General features: G+C 74.5%; 21 protein-coding genes. 4 read left to right on the forward strand and 17 right to left on the reverse strand.

Annotated elements, in window-relative coordinates:
- Positions 1 to 2: 2 nt before the first annotated feature.
- Positions 3 to 1,511, reverse strand: coding sequence for an IMP dehydrogenase (gene guaB / locus LFA75_RS06620; RefSeq protein ID WP_225232887.1), 1,509 nt, complete (start codon positions 1,509 to 1,511; stop codon positions 3 to 5).
- Positions 1,512 to 1,621: 110 nt separating this feature from the next.
- On the opposite strand from guaB, the gene LFA75_RS06625 reads away from it, so the two are divergent.
- Positions 1,622 to 2,020 (forward strand): DUF5319 family protein, encoded by a 399-nt coding sequence (locus LFA75_RS06625; protein WP_225232888.1) that lies wholly within the window; start codon positions 1,622 to 1,624, stop codon positions 2,018 to 2,020.
- Position 2,021: 1 nt separating this feature from the next.
- Here the strand turns inward: LFA75_RS06625 and LFA75_RS06630 are convergent, their stop codons facing one another.
- On the reverse strand, positions 2,022 to 2,780 hold the full coding sequence (locus LFA75_RS06630; RefSeq protein WP_225232889.1) for a response regulator transcription factor: 759 nt from the start codon (positions 2,778 to 2,780) through the stop codon (positions 2,022 to 2,024).
- A 281-nt stretch (positions 2,781 to 3,061) separates the two neighbouring features.
- Here LFA75_RS06630 and LFA75_RS06635 point away from each other — a divergent pair, with 281 nt between their 5' ends.
- Positions 3,062 to 3,361 (forward strand): WhiB family transcriptional regulator, encoded by a 300-nt coding sequence (locus tag LFA75_RS06635; RefSeq protein ID WP_091238697.1) that lies wholly within the window; start codon positions 3,062 to 3,064, stop codon positions 3,359 to 3,361.
- A 183-nt stretch (positions 3,362 to 3,544) separates the two neighbouring features.
- On the opposite strand, the gene groL is transcribed toward LFA75_RS06635, so the two are convergent.
- On the reverse strand, positions 3,545 to 5,185 hold the full coding sequence (gene groL, locus LFA75_RS06640; RefSeq protein WP_225232890.1) for a chaperonin GroEL: 1,641 nt from the start codon (positions 5,183 to 5,185) through the stop codon (positions 3,545 to 3,547).
- Between the two features lie 116 nt (positions 5,186 to 5,301).
- Positions 5,302 to 5,610 (reverse strand): co-chaperone GroES, encoded by a 309-nt coding sequence (gene groES, locus LFA75_RS06645; protein WP_055764705.1) that lies wholly within the window; start codon positions 5,608 to 5,610, stop codon positions 5,302 to 5,304.
- Between the two features lie 184 nt (positions 5,611 to 5,794).
- Between groES and LFA75_RS06650 the strand changes: the two genes are divergently transcribed.
- Together LFA75_RS06650 and LFA75_RS06655 are read left to right on the forward strand one after the other, a co-directional pair.
- A complete protein-coding gene (locus tag LFA75_RS06650; protein ID WP_225232891.1) occupies positions 5,795 to 7,030 on the forward strand; it encodes a class I SAM-dependent methyltransferase in 1,236 nt (411 codons plus the stop codon).
- Between the two features lie 198 nt (positions 7,031 to 7,228).
- Complete coding sequence (locus LFA75_RS06655) at positions 7,229 to 8,122, forward strand: IS982 family transposase (protein ID WP_225232589.1); 894 nt, start codon at positions 7,229 to 7,231, stop codon at positions 8,120 to 8,122.
- A gap of 19 nt (positions 8,123 to 8,141) precedes the next feature.
- Here LFA75_RS06655 and tsaD read toward each other — a convergent pair whose 3' ends face one another.
- The 13 genes from tsaD to LFA75_RS06720 all read right to left on the reverse strand — a co-directional run bounded on the left by tsaD (position 8,142) and on the right by LFA75_RS06720 (position 20,934).
- The gene (gene tsaD / locus LFA75_RS06660) at positions 8,142 to 9,188 is read right to left on the reverse strand and encodes a tRNA (adenosine(37)-N6)-threonylcarbamoyltransferase complex transferase subunit TsaD (RefSeq protein WP_225232892.1); all 1,047 of its coding nucleotides are present in this window, start codon (positions 9,186 to 9,188) and stop codon (positions 8,142 to 8,144) included.
- Entirely contained in the window at positions 9,181 to 9,618 is a 438-nt protein-coding gene (gene rimI, locus LFA75_RS06665) for a ribosomal protein S18-alanine N-acetyltransferase (protein ID WP_225232893.1), read from the reverse strand. The genes tsaD and rimI overlap by 8 nt, the downstream gene beginning before the upstream one ends.
- Positions 9,615 to 10,217: a tRNA (adenosine(37)-N6)-threonylcarbamoyltransferase complex dimerization subunit type 1 TsaB gene (gene tsaB, locus LFA75_RS06670; RefSeq protein ID WP_225232894.1), complete on the reverse strand. Its 603-nt coding sequence runs from the start codon at positions 10,215 to 10,217 to the stop codon at positions 9,615 to 9,617. Before tsaB ends, rimI begins: the two co-directional genes overlap by 4 nt.
- A 25-nt stretch (positions 10,218 to 10,242) precedes the next feature.
- Positions 10,243 to 11,217 carry a tRNA (adenosine(37)-N6)-threonylcarbamoyltransferase complex ATPase subunit type 1 TsaE gene (tsaE, locus tag LFA75_RS06675; RefSeq protein WP_225232895.1) on the reverse strand — a complete coding sequence of 325 codons (975 nt, stop codon included), beginning with the start codon at positions 11,215 to 11,217 and terminating at the stop codon, positions 10,243 to 10,245.
- Positions 11,214 to 12,401: an alpha/beta fold hydrolase gene (locus LFA75_RS06680; protein ID WP_225232896.1), complete on the reverse strand. Its 1,188-nt coding sequence runs from the start codon at positions 12,399 to 12,401 to the stop codon at positions 11,214 to 11,216. The genes tsaE and LFA75_RS06680 overlap by 4 nt, the downstream gene beginning before the upstream one ends.
- Complete coding sequence (alr, locus tag LFA75_RS06685) at positions 12,398 to 13,537, reverse strand: alanine racemase (RefSeq protein ID WP_225232897.1); 1,140 nt, start codon at positions 13,535 to 13,537, stop codon at positions 12,398 to 12,400. Before alr ends, LFA75_RS06680 begins: the two co-directional genes overlap by 4 nt.
- 46 nt (positions 13,538 to 13,583) lie before the next feature.
- Entirely contained in the window at positions 13,584 to 15,014 is a 1,431-nt protein-coding gene (locus LFA75_RS06690) for an NAD(P)H-hydrate dehydratase (protein WP_225232898.1), read from the reverse strand.
- On the reverse strand, positions 15,011 to 15,391 hold the full coding sequence (locus tag LFA75_RS06695; RefSeq protein WP_225232899.1) for a holo-ACP synthase: 381 nt from the start codon (positions 15,389 to 15,391) through the stop codon (positions 15,011 to 15,013). The genes LFA75_RS06690 and LFA75_RS06695 overlap by 4 nt, the downstream gene beginning before the upstream one ends.
- Positions 15,392 to 15,393: 2 nt before the next feature.
- Positions 15,394 to 17,256: a glutamine--fructose-6-phosphate transaminase (isomerizing) gene (gene glmS, locus LFA75_RS06700; protein ID WP_225232900.1), complete on the reverse strand. Its 1,863-nt coding sequence runs from the start codon at positions 17,254 to 17,256 to the stop codon at positions 15,394 to 15,396.
- Positions 17,257 to 17,308: 52 nt separating this feature from the next.
- Entirely contained in the window at positions 17,309 to 18,673 is a 1,365-nt protein-coding gene (gene glmM, locus LFA75_RS06705; protein WP_225232901.1) for a phosphoglucosamine mutase, read from the reverse strand.
- Between the two features lie 11 nt (positions 18,674 to 18,684).
- Positions 18,685 to 19,113: a 30S ribosomal protein S9 gene (gene rpsI / locus LFA75_RS06710; RefSeq protein ID WP_455428453.1), complete on the reverse strand. Its 429-nt coding sequence runs from the start codon at positions 19,111 to 19,113 to the stop codon at positions 18,685 to 18,687.
- On the reverse strand, positions 19,110 to 19,553 hold the full coding sequence (gene rplM, locus LFA75_RS06715) for a 50S ribosomal protein L13 (protein ID WP_225232902.1): 444 nt from the start codon (positions 19,551 to 19,553) through the stop codon (positions 19,110 to 19,112). The genes rpsI and rplM overlap by 4 nt, the downstream gene beginning before the upstream one ends.
- Positions 19,554 to 19,689: 136 nt before the next feature.
- Complete coding sequence (locus LFA75_RS06720; RefSeq protein ID WP_225232903.1) at positions 19,690 to 20,934, reverse strand: DUF7373 family lipoprotein; 1,245 nt, start codon at positions 20,932 to 20,934, stop codon at positions 19,690 to 19,692.
- Between the last annotated feature and the right edge of the window lie 4 nt (positions 20,935 to 20,938).

Genomic DNA, 20,938 nt, shown 5'->3' on the forward strand with positions numbered 1-20,938 from the left:
GGTCACCGGGCCCGGTAGTTGGGAGCTTCGACGGTCATCTGGATGTCGTGCGGGTGGCTCTCGGTCAGGCCCGCGGCGGTGATCCGCGTGAGCTGACCCTTCTCCTGCAGGTCGGCGACGGTGGCCGCGCCGGCGTAGCCCATCGAGGCCCGCAGGCCGCCGACCAGCTGGTGGGCGACCCCGGACAGCGCGCCGCGGTAGGGCACCTGGCCCTCGATGCCCTCGGGGACGAGCTTGTCGTCGGAGAGGACGTCGTCGGCGAAGTAGCGGTCCCGGCTGTAGGACTGGTTGCCGCGCTTCTGCATGGCCCCCAGGCTGCCCATCCCCCGGTAGGACTTGTACTGCTTGCCGTTCATGAAGACCAGGTCGCCCGGGGCCTCCTCGACGCCGGCGAACAGGCTGCCCAGCATCACGGTGTCGGCCCCGGCGACCAGCGCCTTGGCGATGTCGCCGGAGTACTGCAGCCCGCCGTCGGCGATGACCGGGACGCCGGCGGGCTTGCAGGCCAGCGAGGCCTCGTAGACCGCGGTCACCTGGGGCACGCCGACGCCGGCGACCACCCGGGTGGTGCAGATCGAGCCCGGGCCGACACCGACCTTGACGCCGTCGGCGCCCGCGTCGACCAGGGCCTGCGCCCCGGCGCGGGTCGCGACGTTGCCGCCCACCACCTGCACGCCGAAGTCCTTCTTGACCCGGGCGACCATCTCCAGCACGGCGCGCTGGTGGCCGTGCGCGGTGTCCACGACGAGGACGTCGACCCCGGCGTCGACCAGCAGGCCGGCGCGCTTGTAGGCGTCCTCGCCGACACCGAGGGCGGCGCCCACGACCAGGCGGTTGTCGGCGTCCTTGGTGGAGTTCGGGTACTGGTCGCGCTTGATGAAGTCCTTGACGGTGATCAGCCCGCGCAGCCGGCCGGCGTCGTCGACCAGCGGCAGCTTCTCCACCTTGTGCTGGCGCAGCAGGGCCAGCGCGGTCTCGCCGTCGACGCCCACGGGGGCGGTGACCAGCGGCAGCGGGGTCATGACATCGCCGACCAGGCGGTTGGTGTGGTCGGACTCGAACCGCATGTCGCGGTTGGTGACCATGCCGACGAGGACGCCGTCGGCGTCGACGACCGGCGCGCCGGAGATGCGGTAGCGCCCGGACAGCGCGTCGACGTGGGCGAGGGTGTCGCCGGGCGAGCAGGTGACCGGGTTGGTGATCATCCCGGACTCCGAGCGCTTGACCAGGTCGACCTGGCCGGCCTGCTCCTCGGCGGCGAGGTTGCGGTGCAGGATGCCCACGCCCCCGGCCCGGGCCATCGCGATGGCCATGCGGGCCTCGGTGACGGTGTCCATGGCGCTGGAGACCAGCGGGATGGACAACCGGATGCCGCGGGTGAGCAGCGAGGACGTGTCGACCTCGGCGGGGACCACGTCGGAGGCGCCCGGCACCAGCAGGACGTCGTCGTAGGTCAACCCCAGGGGCGCGAACTTCGCCGGGAGCTCGGGGGTGCTGGCGTCGGGCTGCACGGGTGCCGCCACCTCTCGTCTGGTGGTGCGGGCGCCGGACGGCGCACGGGGACCCCGACGATCGTAGGCTGCCGCCCCCGTCACACCCCAGGGACGGTTAGCCTCGACCGGTGACCTCGTGGGACGACGCGTTCGGTGCCGACGGCGGCGAGGACGCCCCGCCGCCGCCTCCGTTGACCATGGAGGAGCGGGCGGGGGTGCTCGACGACCTCGCCGAGCTGGAGGTCTTCCGCACCCTGCTGGAGCACACCGGGGTCAAGGGCATCGTCGTGGACTGCCCGGACTGCGACGAGGAGCACCACGTCGACTGGGCGCTGATGCAGGCCAACCTGCGCCAGCTGCTGGACGAGGGGCAGACCGGGCGGCACGAGCCACCCTTCGACCCGGACCCCGACGACTACGTCAGCTGGGACTACGCCAGCGGGTACGCCGACGGCGTGGCCGCCCGCGCCGACGCCGAGGAGCCCACCGAGGGCCGCACCCCCGGCCGCCACGCCCGCGAGGACTGACTCAGCTCATCATCCCGCGGCGGAAGCCCGTCGCGACGGCCTCGGCGCGGTCCTTCGCGCCGAGCTTGCGGAACAGCCGGCGGGCGTGGGTCTTGATGGTGTCCTCGGAGAGGTAGAGCTCGCGGCCGATCTGGGCGTTGGACTTGCCCTGGCTCATGCCGGTCAGCACCTGCATCTCGCGCACCGACAGCGACACCGCCGGGACGTCGACGCGGACGGCGGCGCGGACCGTGGTGGGCGCCGAGGACGACGCCAGCGCGCTCGAGCCGCTCCAGGCCGGCGCCGACGAGGCCCCGACGGTGGACAGCGGACCGGTGTGCGGCGGACGACCCGGCTCGACCCGCAGGCCGGCGCGGGAGATGCCCAGCCCCATCTCGACCGGGGAGGCGTCCCACCGCAGGTACCCGCGGGCACCGAAGGCGACGGCGGCGCGGACGCTGTCGGCGTCGTCGGGGGCGCCGAGCACCAGCACCGACAGGCCGGGGTGGTTGCGCAGCACCTGGGTGGCGACGGCGAGGCCGTTGTCGGTGGCCCGCTGGGTCCCGACGAGCAGGACGTCGGGCTGGCGGGTGGCCAGCCGGGCCTGCAGCGAGACGGCGTCGCCGACGGCCTCGACCCGACCGACGAAGGGCAGCGCGACCAGGCGCGAGGCGACGTCGTCCCGGACCCGCCGGCGCTCGTCGAACACCCACACGGTGGCACCGCCCATGGTGGCCGTGCCCCCGCCGTTGACCGCGTTGCGCGTCCTGTCCTCGACCACGTCTGCTCCTGTCCTCACCCGGCTGCACCCGATCGGGTGCGTCCGGTGTCCCTCGACCGGTGGTCGACGGGCTGAGGACCCACCTTGAGCGTCGAGGGGGGTGCTGCCCAGCGGGTGTCACCCCGGGGGGTGAGGCCCGGGCCGCCGACCACCCGAAGCACACATCGGTGGATCCCGCAGAAGAAGGATCACCGGACGGGGTTTGGCCGTGATCACCGGCGGGCAGATGCCCAAGAGCGCCGGGCAGCACCCCGGTCAGCCCGAGCACAGGAGGACCACGCATGGCCGACATCCGCCGTCTCCCCACCCCCGTCGCCGAGGTGTGGGACTGGCAACTGCACGGCTCCTGCCGTGGCGAGTCCACCTCCCTCTTCTTCCACCCCGACGGCGAGCGCGGCCCGGCCCGGGCCCGTCGCCAGGCCGCCGCCAAGGCCGTCTGCGGGACCTGCCCCGTCATCGACGCCTGCCTCAAGCACGCCCTCAGCGTCCGCGAGCCCTACGGCGTGTGGGGCGGCATGAGCGAGGAGGAGCGCACCCGGCTCATCGCCGCGGAGAACTCCCCGGTGCGCGTCGGCGTCTGAGACGCCCCAGAGGCCGCTGGGCCTCCCCCCGAACCCCCGAGAGGGCCGGTCGACCACGGATGGTCGACCGGCCCTCTCGGCGTTGCGCGGCTGGTCGCTCATCGTCGGGGCGACCAGCCGCCGGCCCCGTCCCGAGGGCCCCGGGCGCGCGGAGCGTGTCCGGGGGTGGGACGGGGTCCTTCCTCAGTGGGAGTGGCCGTGCCCGCCGTGGCTGTGGCCGTGGTGGCCGCCGCCGGCGTGCTCGTGGGTGTCCTCGGGTGCCTCGACGACCGCGGAGTCCGTCGTCAGGATCATCGCCGCGATCGAGGCGGCGTGGCCCAGGGCGGCCTTGGTGACCTTGACCGGGTCGATGACCCCGTCGGCGGCCAGGTCGCCGTACTCGCCGGTGGCGGCGTTGAAGCCCTGCCCGACGCCGAGCTCGCGGACCTTGCCGACGACGACCGCACCCTCGAAGCCCGCGTTGGACGCGATCTGCGAGAGCGGGGAGTCCAGCGCCTTGCGCACCGACCGGGCGCCGGTCAGCTCGTCACCGGTGAGGGTGAGCGCGTCGACGGCCGCGGCGGCGTGCACGAGTGCCGAGCCACCACCGGGGACGACGCCCTCCTCCACCGCGGCGCGGGTGGCGGCGATGGCGTCCTCGATCCGGTGCTTCTTCTCCTTCATCTCCACCTCGGTGGCCGCACCGACGCGGATGACCCCGATGCCGCCGGCGAGCTTGGCGAGGCGCTCCTGCAGCTTCTCGCGGTCCCAGTCGGAGTCGGTGGACTCGATCTCGCGGCGGATCTGGGCCACCCGGTCGGCCACGGCGGTGGGCTGGCCGCCGCCGTCGACCAGGACGGTGTCGTCCTTGGTGACGGTGAGCCGGCGGGCGGTGCCCAGCACCTCGAGGCCGACCTCGGAGAGCTTGAGGCCGACGTCCTCGGACACGACCTGGCCACCGGTGACGATCGCGAGGTCCTGCATGAACGCCTTGCGCCGGTCGCCGAAGAACGGCGACTTCACCGCGACGACCTTGATGGTCTTGCGGATGGAGTTGACGACGAGGGTGGACAGCGCCTCGCCCTCGACGTCCTCGGCGACGATGAGCAGCGGCCGGGCGCCGGTGCCGAGCACCTTCTCCAGCAGCGGCAGCAGGTCGGCCAGGGCCGAGACCTTGCCGGCGACCAGCAGGACGAGGGCGTCGTCGAGGACGGCCTCCATCGACTCCTGGTCGGTGACGAAGTACGGCGACAGGTAGCCCTTGTCGAAGGCCAGGCCCTCGGTCACGACCAGCTCGGTGTCCAGGGTGTTGGACTCCTCGACGGTGATGACGCCGTCCTTGCCGACCTTCTCCATGGCCTCGCCGATCAGGTCACCGATGACGGAGTCCTGGGCGGAGATGGTGGCCACGTGGGCGATGGCGCGGCGCTCGTCGACGGGGATGGCGACCTCGTCCAGCGCGGCCTGCACCGCGGCGACGGCGGCGTGGATGCCCCGGCCCAGCGCGGTCGGGTTGGCGCCGGCGGCGACGTTGCGCAGGCCCTCGTGGACCAGTGCCTGGGCCAGCACGGTGGCGGTGGTGGTGCCGTCGCCGGCCACGTCGTTGGTCTTGGTCGCGACGTTCTTGGCCAGCTGCGCGCCGAGGTTCTCGAACGGGTCCTCGAGGTCGACCTCGCGGGCGATGGTGACGCCGTCGTTGGTGATGGTCGGGGCGCCGAACTTCTTGTCGATGACCACGTTGCGGCCACGGGGGCCGAGGGTCACGCGGACGGCGTCGGCCAGCTTGTCGACGCCGCGCTCGAGGCCGCGGCGGGCGTCCTCGTCGAAACGGATGATCTTGGGCATGGGGACCTCTTCGATCTGGGGGTTCTGGGGGTGGGACGCGAACCGCCCCGGGACCCGGTGGTGCTCGGGTCGCCCGGGGCGGTTCGGTGGATCAGGTGTCGCGGGGTGAGCTCAGCTCACTTGACGACGACGGCCAGCAGGTCGCGGGCCGAGAGCACGAGGTAGTCCTCGCCGGCGTAGCGCACCTCGGTGCCGCCGTACTTCGAGTAGACGACGACGTCGCCCACGTTCACGTCCAGGGGGACGCGGTTGCCGTTGTCGTCGATGCGGCCGGGGCCGACGGCGATGACGGTGCCCTCCTGGGGCTTCTCCTTGGCCGTGTCCGGGATGACCAGACCGGAGGCCGTGGTGGTCTCGGCCTCGTTGGCCTGGACGACGACGCGGTCCTCGAGCGGCTTGATGCTGACCTTGGTGGCGGTGGTCACAGGGTGACTCCCCCTTCTCGTCCGACGAGCAGTGGATGGTGCTGACGCTGTGGCACGGGGGCCGGGGTCTGCCGTCGCGGGGGTCAGGCCCGGCCCGTGTCGATTGGCACTCTACCCACCCGAGTGCCAGCTGCTCAAGCGGGTCGGCCGCCGCACGCCCAGGAGGGTGGGCCAGGCTGTGCCGATGCCCTCGCAGGTACGCGCCGAGCAACCGGTCACCGCGGCCGAGACCGTCCGCCAGCTGCGCGCGCTGGCCACGCCCGAGGGCACGGCCGCGCTGGCCCGGGCCGGCCGGCTGCTGGCCGACCGCACCGACGTGGTGACCGCGCTGTCCCGCCTGCGCGCGGAGTTCGGCGCCGAGGTCGGGGGGCCGGCCTGGGGCGTGGCCCGTCAGCGGGAGAAGGCCCGGCCGGCCTTCGGGGCGGACACCGACCGGCTGCTGTTCACCGGGGACACCCTGGAGCAGGCCGGCCGTCCCGAGCTGGCTGCCCGCCGGGCCGCCCGCCTGCTGGCCGGCGGGGTCGCCGACGCCGTCGACCTGGGCTGCGCCTCGGGCACCGAGACGATCGCGCTGGCCCGGGCCGGGGCGTCGGTGGTCGCCGTCGACCGCGACCCGGTTGCCCGGGAGCTGACCGCGCACAACGTCGCCGCCCTCGGGCTGACCGCCCAGGTGCGCGACGCCGACGTGGTGGAGCTGGTGGCCGCCGCCCGCGACGGGCGGGTGGCCGACTGCACGGCCGCCGTCCTCGACCCGGCCCGGCGGGCGGGGGGACGCCGGATCCTGGACCCCGACGGCTGGTCCCCGCCCTGGTCCACGGTCACCGAGCTGCTGGACCGGGTGCCCCGCTCGGTGGTGAAGGTGGCCCCGGGCCTCGACCACGACCGGGTGCCCGCCGGCGTCGAGGCCGAGTGGGTGTCGGTGGGCGGCTCGATCGTCGAGGCGCTGCTGTGGGGCCGTGGCCTGTCGAGCACCTGGCGGCGGGCGACCGTCGTCCGGTCCGGGCAGGTGCACGAGCTCGCCGTGGACGCCGACCCCGGCCGGGCACCGGTCGCCGCGCCGCGGGGGTGGCTGCACGAGCCCGACCCCGCCGTCATCCGGTCGGGGCTGGTCGCCACGGTGGCCGAGCGGCTGGGGGCCACGCTGGTCGACGGGCAGATCGCCTACCTGACCTCCGACGCCCCCGCGGACTCCCCGTGGGTCAGCTCCTACCGGGTCACCGACGTGCTGCCGTTCTCGGTCAAGCGGCTCAAGGCCCTGCTGCGCGAGCGCGGCATCGGCCGGGTGGTGGTGAAGAAGCGCGGCTCGGCGGTCGAGCCGGAGGCCCTGGTCAAGCAGCTGCGCGGCAAGGGCGAGGGGCGGGCCGTCGTCGTGGTGACCCGGGTGGCCGACGTCCCCACCGTCCTGCTCTGCGAGCCCTAGATGAGTAAGTCCGAATGACACAGGTGTGATTTCAGGGCGGAGGGTGCTGGGGTACGGGTTGTGACGACCGACCTCAACACCCTCCTGACCTCACTCTATGTCCGCATCGACGACTACCTGGGCCCTCGCTCACGTGTGGGGCGCCCTCCNGAATGACACGGGTGTGATTTCAGGGCGGAGGGTGCTGGGGTACGGGTTGTGACGACCGACCTCAACACCCTCCTGACCTCACTCTATGTCCGCATCGACGACTACCTGGGCCCTCGCTCACGTGTGGGGCGCCCTCCGCGGCTGACCGACGCCGAGCTGCTCACCTTGGCCGTGGCCCAAGCGCTACTGGGAGTCCATTCCGAGGCCCGCTGGCTGCGGCAGGTCCCGGCTGCACTGCCCGGTGCGTTCCCCTACCTGCCCGAGCAGTCCGGTTACAACAAGCGGCTGCGTGGGGCGTTGCCGCTGCTCAAGCGGCTGATCCGGGTCCTGGCCACCGACACCGACCTGTGGGCCGACCCGGTGTGGCTGGTGGACTCCACCCCGGTGGAGTGCGCCCGATCCCGGCCCACCGTGCGGCGCTCGGAGCTGGCCGGGGTCGCCGGCTACGGCTACTGCGCCAGCCACTCCCGCTGGTTCTGGGGCCTACGCCTGCACCTGGTGTGTACCCCGGCCGGACTCCCGGTCACCTGGGCGCTGGCCGATCCCAAGATCGATGAACGTCAGGTGCTGATGTGCGTCCTGGACTACGACGGTGACCTGATCACCGAACGGCCCGGGCTACTGGTGCTGGCCGACAAGGGCTACATCTCCGCCGAACTGGACGACTACCTGCACGCCCGCGGCGCCGACCTACTGCGCCCCTCCTACCGCAACCGCCCACCACGCCCCGGCCAGCACCTGCTCAAACCGGTCCGACAACTGGTCGAATCGGTCTTCGACACCCTCAAAGGCCAGCTGGACCTGGAACTCCACGGCGGTCGCACCCTCACCGGTGTCACCGCACGCATCGCTCAACGACTGCTGGCCCTGACCGCCGCGATCTGGCACAACCGCGCCACCGGCCAACCAGTCACAAGATCACTGATCGCCTACGACCACTGATCCAATCGGACTTACTCATCTAGACCGAGACCGTGGTGATCGGCAGGGAGCTGTCCGCGCCCAGGTCCGGTGCGGACGGCGCCACCCCGGCCTCGACCAGGCGAGAGCCCAGGGCCGCCACCATCGCGCCGTTGTCGGTGCACAACCGGCGGCTGGGCACCCGCAGCACGATCCCCGCCGCGTCGCAGCGCTCCTGGGCGACGGTGCGCAGCCGGGAGTTGGCCGCCACCCCCCCGCCGATGACCAGGTGGTCCACCCCGTGGTCGCGGCAGGCCCGCACGGCCTTCGCGGTCAGGACGTCGACCACCGCCTCCTGGAAGCTCGCCGCCACGTCCGGCACCGACACCGTCGTCCCGGCCCGCTGCTGGGCCTCGACCCACCGGGCGACCGCCGTCTTCAGCCCGGAGAACGAGAAGTCGTAGAGCGCGTCCCGCGGGCCGGTGAGGCCGCGCGGGAAGGCGATGGCGCGGGGGTCGCCGGCCAGCGCCTCCCGGTCGATCGGCGGACCACCCGGGAAGGGCAGGTCCAGCACCCGGGCGACCTTGTCGAAGGCCTCGCCGGCGGCGTCGTCGATGGTCTGGCCCAGCGGCTGCACGTCCTGGGCCAGGTCGGGCACCAGCAGGATCGAGCTGTGCCCACCGCTGACCAGCATCGCGATGCTGGGCTCGGCCAACCGACCGTGCTCGAGCTCGTCGACGGCGACGTGCGCGGCCAGGTGGTTGACCCCGTACAGCGGGACGCCGAGGGCGAGTGCGTACGCCTTGGCCGCGGCGACCCCGACCAGCAGCGCACCGGTCAGCCCGGGCCCGCTGGTGACCGCCACCGCGTCCACGTCGCCCAGCCCGACCCCGGCGTCGGCCAGCGCCCGGTGCACGGTCGGCACCATGGCCTCCAGGTGCGCCCGGGAGGCGATCTCGGGGACGACGCCGCCGAACCGCTCGTGCTCGGCCATGGAGGTGGCGAGGGCGTCCGAGAGCAGGGTCCGCCCCCGCACCAGCCCGATCCCGGTCTCGTCGCAGCTGGTCTCGAAGCCGAGCACCAGCGCCTGGGTCCCCGCCTCAGCCACGCTTCATCACCAGTGCGTCCTCCCCGCTGAGCGGGTAGTAGTGCGGCCGCACCCCGATCGGCACGAAGCCGCGGCGGGCGTACAGGCCCTGGGTGGCCTCGTCGGTGGCCCGCACCTCGAGCAGGACGACGGGGCTGCGCCGGTCGGCCTCGGCCAGCAGCGCGTCCAGCAGGCGGCCGCCGATGCCCTCCCCCTGCCGGCTCCCGGTGACCCCGATCGTGGCCACGTGCGCCTCGTCGGGGTAGGCGATCAGCCCGGCGTACCCGACCACCTCGTCGCCGTCCACGGCCACGGTGTAGCTGCGGGTGTCGGTCATCGACAGCTCCTCCAGGTACATCGACCGGGTCCAGGTGTCGGGAGCGAAGAGCTCCTCCTCCAGCACCATCACCGCGGTCAGGTCGTCCCGGGTCATCGGCCGCAGCTCGATCACTGCGACACCGCCTTGCGGTTGATGTTGGGGACGGCGTCGGGCCGGCGCAGGTAGAGCGGGGTCAGCGGCGCGGGCGGGCCGGCGGGGACCGCGCGCAGCAGCCCGGCGGTGGAGACCTCGGTGGCGGTCACCGCGCGGCCCAGGCGCTCGGCGAAGCGCTCGTCGCCCACCACCGGCAGGTCGGGCAGCTCCAGCTCCTCGGGCCGGTCCACCGCGGGGTCCCCGAGGGGGACGTCGCCGTAGGCGCGCCAGTAGACCTCCTTGCGACGGGCGTCGGTCACCACGACCCGGGGGCCCTCGCCGACCGCGTCCAGGGAGCAGACGCCGTGCACGGGCACGCCGACCACGTCGCCCAGGGCGGCGGCGGTCACGATGCCCACCCGCAGCCCGGTGTAGGGACCGGGGCCCAGGCCGACAACCAGCCGGCCCACGTCGCGCAGCGCGACCCCGGCCCGGGCCAGCACCTCGGACACGGTCGGCGTCAGCAGCTCGGCGTGCCGGGTGCCCGAGGCCACCCCCGCCTCGGCCACCACCCGGTCGCCGTCGGCCACCCCGACCACGAGGGTCGGCGTCGCGGTGTCGATCGCCAGGGTGAGCACGACGAGCCAGGTTAGCCGGGCCGGCTCAGGGCAGCGTGGACTCGTCGACGTCGGGCAGCTCGCGCGGCCAGGACGCCGGGTCCTCCGCCAGGTCCAGCAGCTCCAGCAGACCGCCCGGGTAGACCGTCTCGCCGGTGGTGGCCAGCTCCTCCCGGGTCCACCACCGGTGGCCCACCAGCGTGCGCTGCTCGTCCTCGGTGTGCCCGGCGGTGGAGACCGCGAAGGCCGGCACCCGGACGACGTAGAACGTGTCGTGCTGGTCGACCACCACGTCGCTGAAGCCGTGCCGCGCCCGGCGCCGGGCCAGCGGACCGAGCACCGCGGCGCGGTCGACCTGCAGGCCGGTCTCCTCGGCCAGCTCCCGCACCGCGGCCGTGACGTCGTCCTCGCCGGGGTCGATGCCCCCGCCCGGGGTCATCCACCAGGTGACCACCGGGTCCAGGCCGGCGTCGCTGTCGTGGAACAGCAGCACCCGGTCGGCGTCGTCGAGCAGCAGCACCCGCACCGTGGCCCGCTGCCGGACCGGGCGCAGGTCGGCCAGCCGGGAGGTCCAGGACGGGCCGTGCGGCACCAGGGTCGCGGTCCGGACGTCGGCTCCGTCCTGCGCCCCGTCCCGCCCCCGGTCGAGCTCCACCACCAGGTGCTCGTCGGCCAGCTGCTCGACCATGCCGTGCCCCCACTCCACGACGGTGACCGACTCCTCGACGGTCGCGTCGAGGTCCAGGTCGTCGACGTCGGCCAGCGAGCCCAGCCGGTAGGCGTCCACGTGCACCAGCGGCAGCCGCCCGCCGCGGTGCACCCGGGCCAGCACGAAGGTCGGCGAGGTGACCGGCCCGGGCACCTCGAGACCCGCGCCGATGCCCTGGGTGAGCGCGGTCTTGCCGGCGCCCAGCGGACCGGCCAGCACGACCAGGTCCCCGGCGCGCAGCAGCCCGGCCAGCTCGACGCCGAACGCCCGGGTCTCCTCGACCGTGGCCAGCCGGCGGGTCACCGGGGTCATCGGGCCGCAGCCACCCGGCGCACCAGGTCGGTGATCGCCGCGGTCACCTCGTCGGGGTGCTCGAGCAGCACCAGGTGGCCGGAGTCCGGGACGACCCGGTAGCGGACGTCGCGCGCCCCGGCCGCGGTCAGCGCCGCGACGATCCGGTCGCTGTGCCCCTGCGGGATGAGCTTGTCGGCGTCGCCGGTGAGCACCAGCACCGGGATGGCCGCCAGCGGCTCCAGCGCCGCCGAGGCGTCCAGCCCGACGAGGGCCGGGTAGAACTCCGCGATGACCTCGACCGGGGTGCCGCCGATCATCGCGTCGACGTAGTCCACCAGCCGCGGGTCGACGTCGTCCCCGGCGAACGACAGCGCCTTGGTCGCCCAGCTGACGACGTCGGCGGCCGCGCGCCGGACGAACTCCGCCCAGCCGGGGCGGTGCCGCATCACGTACCCGGCGACCGGGAAGACCGCGGCGCGCAGCCGGGTGACCACCCCGGGCAGGCCCAGGTCCAGGTCGTCCAGGCCGCCGGCCGAGGTGGACACCAGCGCGACGCCGACCACCCGGGTGCCGAAGAGCTCGGGGCGGCGGGCGGCCAGCTGCAGCAGCGTCATGCCGCCCATCGAGTGGCCGACCAGCACGACCGGACCGCGCGGCACCCGGGCGTCCAGCACCGACACCAGGTCGTCGGCGAGCTGGTCGATCGTCGAGCGGTCGGCGTCCCCGCGCGCGGAGGCGCCGTGGCCGCGCTGGTCGTAGAGCACCAGGCGGGCCTGCGGGGCGTGCCCGTTGCCGGTGGCCAGCGAGCGGCCCAGGTCGCGGCGCTGGAACGTCCACGACGCCATGGACAGGGAGTAGCCGTGCACGAGGACGACGGTCAGCGGGGCGTCCTCGGGGCCGACCTCTTCCACGTGCAGCAGCACCCCGTCGGTGGCGTGCACGAGCTCGGTGCGGTCGGCGGCGCGGCTGCCGGTGCCCAGCGGGTCGTCGGCGCGCTGCACCGCGGCCGGCCGGTCGGTGGGCTCCGGTGCCTCGAGCGCGGGCAGCGGCAGGTCACCGGGGACGGTGCCGACCCGCTGGGCGCGGACCCGGGACGACGCCGCGCGGGTCACCGCCACCCCGACGGCGGTGCCGGCCGCGGCCACGCCCAGCACGCCGCCGAGGATGCCGACGGTCCGCGGCGTCGGGTGCGGGGCCTTCACGACGGCACCCCGGCCGTGCCGGTGTAGCGGCGGGCGAACCGACCACCGACCCGGGTGACCAGCTCGTAGTGGATGGTGTCGACGGCGTCGGCCCAGTCCTGCGCCGTGGGCTCGCCGGCGTCCCCGGGACCCCACAGCACCACCTCGTCGCCGGGGGCGGCGACGTCGTCGCCGAGGTCGAGCACGAACTGGTCCATGCAGACCCGGCCGGCGATCGTGCGCCGGGCGCCGGCGGCCAGCACGGGGGCGCGGTTGCCGCCGGCGCGGGGCACGCCGTCGGCGTAGCCCACCGGGACCAGCGCCAGGTTCGTCTCGGCCGTCGTGTGGTGGGTGTGCCCGTAGGAGACCCCGGTGCCGGCCGGCACGCGCTTGGTCAGCGCGACCCGGGCGCGCACCGTCATGGCCGGGCGCAGGCCGTGGTCGGCGGGGTCGCCGCCGAGGGGGTCCAGGCCGTAGACGGCCACGCCGGGCCGGACCAGGTCGTACCAGGTGTCGGGCAGCGCCAGGGTGGCCGCGGAGTTCGCCAGGTGCCGGCGGGCGGCGGTCAGCCCGGCGGCGCGGGCCAGCGCGGTGGCCTCCTCGAACACCGCGACCTGGGCGGCGATCGTGGGGTGCGTCGGCGCGTCGGCGTAGGCCAGGTGGCTCCACAGCCCGGTGACCTCGACGGCGCCGTCGTCCTGCGCCCGGGCCGCGGCCTCGACCAGCCCGGGCCAGTCCGCCGGGGTGGCGCCCTCGCGGGACAGGCCGGTGTCGACGAACAGGTGCACCCGGGCTGTGGTGCCGGTGGCCCGCGCCGCGGCGACCACCTCGGCCAGCGCCCACTCCGCGTTCACCGACAGCTCGACGTCGGCGCGCAGCGCGGCGGCGTAGTCCGCCCCCGGCACGTGCTGCCAGGACAGCACCGGCGCGGTGACCCCGGCGGCCCGCAGCGCGAGCGCCTCCTCCAGCACGGTGACCCCGAGCGCGTCGGCTCCCCCGGCCAGCGCGGCCCGGGCAGCCGGCACCAGGCCGTGGCCGTAGCCGTCGGCCTTCACCACCGCCATCAGCGGTCGGCCGACGTGGGCGCGCAGGACGGCGGTGTTGGCCGCGATCGCGTCGAGGTCGACCACGATCTCGGCCCGCTCGTTCTCGGTCACGCCGCCCATCCTCCCAGCCCGCCCCCCGCCGGGGGCGGGGTGCGGCTCAGGCGCCGGTGCGGAGCAGGTGGACGGCGGCCGGGAGGTGGGCGACGACGTCGGAGGCGATCAGCGGCCCGGCCGCGGCGGCGAGCTGGCCGGCCCGGCCGTGCAGGTGCGCCCCGGCCGCGGCGGCCTCCACCGCGGGCAGCCCGGTGGCCAGCAGCGCACCGACGACGCCGCTGAGCACGTCGCCGGTGCCGGCGGTGGCCAGCCAGGGCGTGCCGGTGCCGTTGACGAACGTCGTCCCGTCGGCGTCCGCGACCACCGTGGCGTCGCCCTTGAGCAGGACGGTCACCCCGAGGTCGGCGGCCGCGGCCCGGGTCGCGCCGATCCGGTCGGCGCCCAGGTCCCAGCCGAAGCGGGTGAACTCCCGGTCGTGCGGGGTGAGCACGGTGGCCGCGGACCGGCCGCGGACCAGCTCGGGTGACCGGGCAAGCAGGGTCAGGGCGTCGGCGTCCACCAGGACCGGGAGGTCGGTGGCCAGCACCTCGGCGAGCGCGGCCTGGGCGTCGTCGTCCGTCCCCGCCCCGGGACCGACCACCCAGGCCTGCACGCGGCCGGCGTCGGCGGGCCGGCCGTCGGTGACGATCGCCTCGGGCCAGGCAGCGCGCACTCCGTCCACGGCGCTGCCGGCGTAGCGGACCAGGCCCGGCCGGGTGCGCAGCGCGGCCCCGGTGCACAGCACGGCGGCCCCGGGGTAGGTGGCCGACCCCGCGTGGACGCCGACCACGCCCTGGGAGTACTTGTCGTCGCCCGAGCCGGGGTCGGGCAGCAGGTCGGCGACCTCGGCGTCGGTGAGCTGACGTGCCGACGGCGCGGGCAGGTCCAGGCCGAGGTCGACCAGGTGGACCCGGCCGGCGTACCCGCGTCCCTGGCCGACCACCAGGCCGGGCTTGACCGCGCCGAAGGTCACCGTGTGCTGCGCCGGGAAGGCCTCGCCGGCCACCGCGCCGGTGTCGGCGTCCACCCCGCTGGGCACGTCGACGGCCACCAGCAGGCCCGGACCGGCGACCGCCCGGGACACCGCGTCGGCCGCGGCCGGGCGCAGCCCGCCCCGTCCGCTGATCCCGGTGATGCCGTCGAGCACGAGGTCGGCGCGGTCCAGGCCGGCCGCCGCGACGTCGCGCACCACCCGTCCGCCGGCCCGGCGCAGCCCGGCCAGACCGGCCGGGTGCGCGCGGTCGGGGTCCAGCAGCAGCGCGGTGACGGCGGCCCCGCGGCGGGCCAGGAACGACCCCGCCCACAGCGCGTCGCCGCCGTTGCCGCCCGCGCCGACCAGCAGGACCACCCGCAGCCCGGCCCCGCGACCGGCCAGCCGCAGGCAGACGGTCGCCAGGCCGGTGGCCGCCCGCTGCATGAGCGCGCCCTCGGGCGTGCGGGCCAGGACGGCGGCCTCGGCGGCCCGCACCTGGTCGGCGGTGTGCAGGGCGGTCACGACGGCATCTCGGGCAGGGACTCCGCGATCACCACGGCCGAGGCCATGCCCCCGTCGTGGCTGAGCGACACGTGCCACCCGGTGACGCCCAGCTGCGCGGCCCGCGCGGCGACGGTGCCGCGGACGGTCAGCAGCGGGCGACCGTGGTCACCGACGACGACCTCGGCGTCGTGCCAGTGCAGGTCGCCGGGGGCACCGAGGGCCTTGGCCAGCGCCTCCTTGGCGGCGAACCGCGCGGCGAGGGACTCCCCCGTGCGCGGTGCCCCCGAGGGCGTGACCTGCTCGGCCGCGGTGAACAGCCGGTTCCGCAGCCCGGGGGTGCGCACCAACGACTCGGCGAACCGCTCCACCGGGCAGACGTCGATGCCGACGCCCACGATCACTCGACGGTGACGGACTTGGCCAGGTTGCGGGGCATGTCCACGTCCAGACCCCGGGTGTCGGCGATCTCGCAGGCCAGGATCTGCAGCGGCACGGTGGTGACCACCGGCGCCAGCAGCGTCGGGGTCCGCGGCACCCGGATGACGTGGTCGGCGTAGGGCACCACCTCGTCGTCGCCCTCCTCGGCGATGACGATGGTGCGGGCCCCGCGGGCGCGCACCTCCTGGATGTTGGACACGACCTTGCCGTGCAGCGACTCCCGGCCCAGCGGGGACGGGGCGACCACGATCACCGGGGTGCCCTGCCCGACGAGGGCGATCGACCCGTGCTTGAGCTCGCCGGCGGCGAAGCCCTCGGCGTGGATGTAGGCCAGCTCCTTGAGCTTGAGCGCACCCTCCAGCGCGACCGGGTAGCCCACGTGCCGGCCCAGGAACAGGATCGTCGGCTCGTCGGCCAGGGAGCGGCCCAGCGCGCGGACGTCGTCCATGCCGGCGAGCACCTCGCGCACCTGGTCGGGCAGCTTGCGCAGCTCGGTGACCACCGCGGCGACCTCGTCCTCGTACTTCAGGCCGCGCACCTGGGCCAGGAACAGGCCCACCAGGTAGCAGGCCACGACCTGGGTCAGGAACCCCTTGGTCGAGGCCACGGCGACCTCGGGCCCGGCCCGGGTGTAGAGGACGGCGTCGGACTCGCGCGGGATGGTCGACCCGTTGGCGTTGCAGATGGCCAGCACGCGGGCCTGCTGCTCCTTGGCGTGCCGCAGCGCCATCAGGGTGTCCATCGTCTCGCCGGACTGGGAGATGACGACGACCAGCGTGGAGCGGTCCAGGACCGGGTCGCGGTAGCGGAACTCGCTGGCCAGCTCCACCTCGACCGGGATGCGCGTCCAGTGCTCGATGGCGTACTTCGCGATCAGCCCGGCGTGGTAGGCCGTCCCGCAGGCGATCACGAAGATCTTGGTGATGCCGCGCAGGTCCTCGTCGGAGATCCGGACCTCGTCGAGCACGATCTCCCCGCGCTCGCCGAGGCGGCCGAGCAGGGTGTCGGCGACGGCCTGCGGCTGCTCGTCGATCTCCTTGAGCATGAACCAGTCGTAGCCGGCCTTGCCGGCGGCCTCGGCGGCCCAGTCGACGGTGTAGGCCAGCGGCTCGACCCGGTTGCCGGCGAAGTCGGTGACGGTGACCCCGCGGGTGCGCTCGATCTCCACCACCTGGTCCTGGCCGAGCTCCAGGGCGTTGCGGGTGTGCCCGATGAAGGCCGCGACGTCCGAGCCGAGGAAGTACTCGCCGTCGCCGACCCCCACGACCAGCGGGGAGTTGCGGCGGGAGGCGACCAGCGCGTCGGGCTCGGCGACGTGCGTGGCGACCAGGGTGAAGGCGCCCTCCAGCCGGCGGGACACCACGCGCATCGCCTCGGCCAGCCGGCCCGGGCCCTCGGGGACCGTCGGGTAGACCGCGGCGAGCAGGTGCGCGACGACCTCGGTGTCGGTCTCGGAGCTGAACTCGACGCCGGTGGCCTCCACCTCGGCCCGCAGCGAGGCGAAGTTCTCGATGATCCCGTTGTGGATGACGGCCACCGAGCCGTCGGCCGACACGTGCGGGTGCGCGTTGCGGTCGGTCGGCCCGCCGTGGGTGGCCCACCGGGTGTGGCCGATGCCGATGGTGGAGGCCGGGAGCGCCTTCTCGGCGAGCTCCTTCTCCAGGTTGGCGACCTTGCCGGCCTTCTTCGCGGTGGCCAGCGCGCCGTCGGCGAGCAGCGCCACCCCGGCCGAGTCGTAGCCGCGGTACTCCAGCCGCCGCAGGCCCTCCAGGACCACGTCCAACGCGTTCTGAGGACCGACGTACCCCACGATGCCGCACATGGTGACCGACAGTACCGGGCCCCGACCGGCCCGCGGTCGGTGTCGGACCGGGTCAGCCGACGGCGGCGACGACCGCGGCGAGCTGGTGGGCGACCCGGTCGGCCTGCTCCTGGGTCGGTGCCTCGACCATCACCCGCACCAGCTGCTCGGTGCCCGAGGGGCGCAGCAGCACCCGCCCGGACTCGCCGAGCTCCTCCTCCACCGCGTTGACCGCGCGGGCGACGTCGTCGCTCTCGCTCACCGCGATGCGGTCGGCGACGGGCACGTTGACCAGCACCTGCGGCAACTTCTGGACGACGCCGGCCAGCTCGGCCAGCGAGGCGCCGGTGCCCTTCATCCGGGCCATGAGCGACAACCCGGTGAGCAGGCCGTCGCCGGTGGTCGCGTGGTCGAGGAACACCAGGTGGCCGCTCTGCTCGCCGCCCAGGGACAACCCGCGCGAGCGCAGCGCCTCGAGCACGTACCGGTCCCCGACGGCGGTGGTGGCCACCGCGATGCCCGCGTCGCGCATGGTGTGGTGGAACCCGAGGTTGCTCATCACGGTGGCGACCACGGTGTTGCCGGTCAGCATGCCGGCCTCGTGCAGGCCCAGCGCGCAGACGGCCAGGATGCCGTCGCCGTCGACCAGCTCGCCGTCCGCGGTGACCGCCAGGCAGCGGTCGGCGTCGCCGTCGTGGGCCAGGCCCAGGTCGGCGCCGAACTCGCGCACCGCGGCGCGCACCGGGTCCAGGTGGGTGGAGCCGACGCCGTCGTTGATGTTCCAGCCGTCGGGGTCGGCACCGATGACGTGCACGGTCGCGCCGGCCCGCCGGTAGACCTCCGGGGCCAGCTGGCTGGCCGCGCCGTGCGCGCAGTCCACGACCACCGTCAGGCCGGCCAGCGAGCCCGGGACGGCGGCGAGCAGGTGCTCGGCGTACCGGCTCGCGGCATCGGGGACGTCGCGCACCCGGCCGATGTCGGCACCGGTCGGCCGGTGCCCGGCGTCCCCGCGGCGGCGGTCCTGGCCGGGCCCGAGGGTGACACCGCGCTCGACGGCGGCCTCGACCGCGTCGGGCAGCTTGTGGCCCCCGCGGGAGAAGAGCTTGATGCCGTTGTCGGGCATCGGGTTGTGGCTGGCCGACAGCATGACGCCGAGGTCGGCGTCCAGGGCTGCGGTGAGGTGGGCGACGGCCGGGGTGGGGAGCACCCCGACCCGGAGCACCTCGGCTCCGGCGCTCGTCAGGCCGGCGACGACCGCCGCCTCGAGCATCTCCCCGCTCGCGCGGGGGTCGCGGCCGACGACCGCGACGGGACGCGAGGTCCCGTCGCGGTCGGCGAGCACGCTGGCAGCCGCTCGGGCCACCGCCAAGGCCAGCTCGGGCGTGAGGTCGGCGTTGGCCAGACCCCGCACACCGTCCGTGCCGAAGAGGCGACCCACGGCCGACCCGGTCAGCGCTTGGAGTACTGGGGCGCCTTGCGGGCCTTCTTCAGGCCGTACTTCTTGCGCTCGGTGGCGCGCGGGTCACGGGTCAGGAAGCCGGCCTTCTTCAGGGCCGGGCGGTCCTCGATCTCGACCTCGATCAGCGCACGCGCGATCGCCAGGCGCAGCGCGCCGGCCTGGCCGGAGACGCCACCGCCCTTGAGCAGCGCGACGACGTCGTAGGTCTCGCCCTTCTCCAGGATGACCAGGGGCTCACGGATGAGCTGCTGGTGCACCTTGTTGGGGAAGTACTCCTCCATGGTGCGGCCGTTGAGCTTGAACTGGCCGGTGCCGGGGAGCAGGCGCACCCGGACGATGGCCTCCTTGCGGCGGCCCACGGTCTGGATCGGGCGGCCGTCGGCGTCGGTGACGTTCTGCGCCGTCAGGGGGGTGCTCACTGGGACACCTGCTTGATCTCGTAGGTCTGGGGAAGCTGGGCGGCGTGCGGGTGCTCGGGCCCGGCGTACACCTTGAGCTTGGAGAGCATCTGCCGGCCCAGCGAGTTGTGCGGCAGCATCCCCTTGACGGCGCGCTCGACCACGCGGTCGGGACGGGTCTTGATCTCGTCGCCGACGTTGATCGCGCGCAGACCGCCCGGGTAGCCGGAGTGGCGGTAGGCGACCTTGGCGTCGCGCTTGGAGCCGGTCAGGGCCACCTTGCCCGCGTTGATGACGACGACGAAGTCGCCGGCGTCCACGTGCGGGGCGAACTGCGGCTTGTGCTTGCCGCGCAGGAGCTGCGCGGTCTGGCTGGCCAGTCGACCGAGCACCACGTCGGTGGCGTCGATGACGTGCCAGGCCCGGGTGATGTCACCGGGCTTGGGGGTGTACGTGCGCACGGGGGCCCACTTCCTCGTCGTCGGGTTGGCTGGTGGGTTCGCCTCACCGAGCACGGGAGACGGATCGACGGCGCGCGAGCACCAGCCGGCAGTGCGCGCCAGCGATGGACGATACCAGCCGGGACGGGTGGTCCGGTCAGCCGTCGATGAGGTCCCGCTGCTGCGGCAGCAGGGCGTTCATCTGCGTGTAGTCGTCGGCCGCGGCCAGGCCCTGGACGTCGATGCTGGCCAGGTAGCTGCCGTAGCCGACGTAGCAGCGCTGGTAGAAGCTCTCGGAGCTGCTCTGGAACGAGAAGCACGGCGCCTCGGGGATGGCCGGCAGCGCGAACGGCGTGCCGCCGAACGCGGTCGCCTCGAGCTGGGCGAACCCGGTGTACACGGCGTTGGTCTGGGCCGAGGTCGGGAAGGTGTACAACGACACGGCGTAGTCCAGCGACGCCGCCTCGTCGTAGCTGGTGCGGTAGTAAGCGCCGGCGAAGCCGTTGGCCGACAGCAGCTGGCGCTCCACGGTCGGGTCGATGGCCAGCCGCAGGTAGCCCTCGAGGTCGTAGGAGCCGGTGAACCTGGTCTGGTCGCCCGGGGTGGTCAGGGCGAACCCGGCCAGCCCCAGCGGGTCGACCGGCAGGTCGGGCACCTGGTCCTGCGGGGTGGGCTGGAACCCGGCCACCAGGGAGATCTGGTCCTGCAGCTGGCGGACCAGCAGGTCCCGCGCGGACCCGGCCGGGCCGTCCAGGTAGCTGTAGGCGAGCATCCGGCCGGTCGCGACCCAGGCCTGGACGGTGTCGGTGGGCGCGCCGGCGGAGTCCGACCCGCCGGTGGCGATGGCGCCGCTGACCCCGAGCTCGGGCAGGTCGACGGACTCGTACTCGGCACCGCCGAAGTCCAGCGAGATCTCGTTGAGGGCGTCGGCCGCCGCGACGGCCGACTCGGGGTCGGACACCTCGGTCAGCAGCACCAGCGTCGCGTTGTCGGCGGTGTCCTGCGAGCAGTTGCCCCAGCCGGCGACCAGGCCCCACCGGTCGAGCTCCTGCCCGGCCCGCCCGTCGCCGAAGTAGATGCCGTCAATGCTGTTCCCGGTGCCGAACGGCCCGCTCGGGAAGCAGCTGTCGGTGCGCTCGGGGGACACGGTCACCGGCAGCGAGGTGACCGCGGCGATCCGGCGGGCCTCGGCGCCCGTACCCGGACCCACCTCCGGCGCCGGGGTCACCTGGCCGGTGGGCGCAGGCGCGCTGGACGAGGCCGACGTGCTCGTCGGTGCGCTGCTGCCGCTGGTCGCGGCCGGGCTGGCGGTGCCCTCCACGGTGCTGGTGCAGCCGGCGAGCAGCAACGCGGCGAGCAGGGCCGTCGCAGCCGGACGGCGGTGGCGGCGGGCGGTCGGCACGTCG

It is taken from the genome of Klenkia terrae, assembly GCF_900491935.1.
Lineage (GTDB): Bacteria > Actinomycetota > Actinomycetes > Mycobacteriales > Geodermatophilaceae > Klenkia > Klenkia terrae.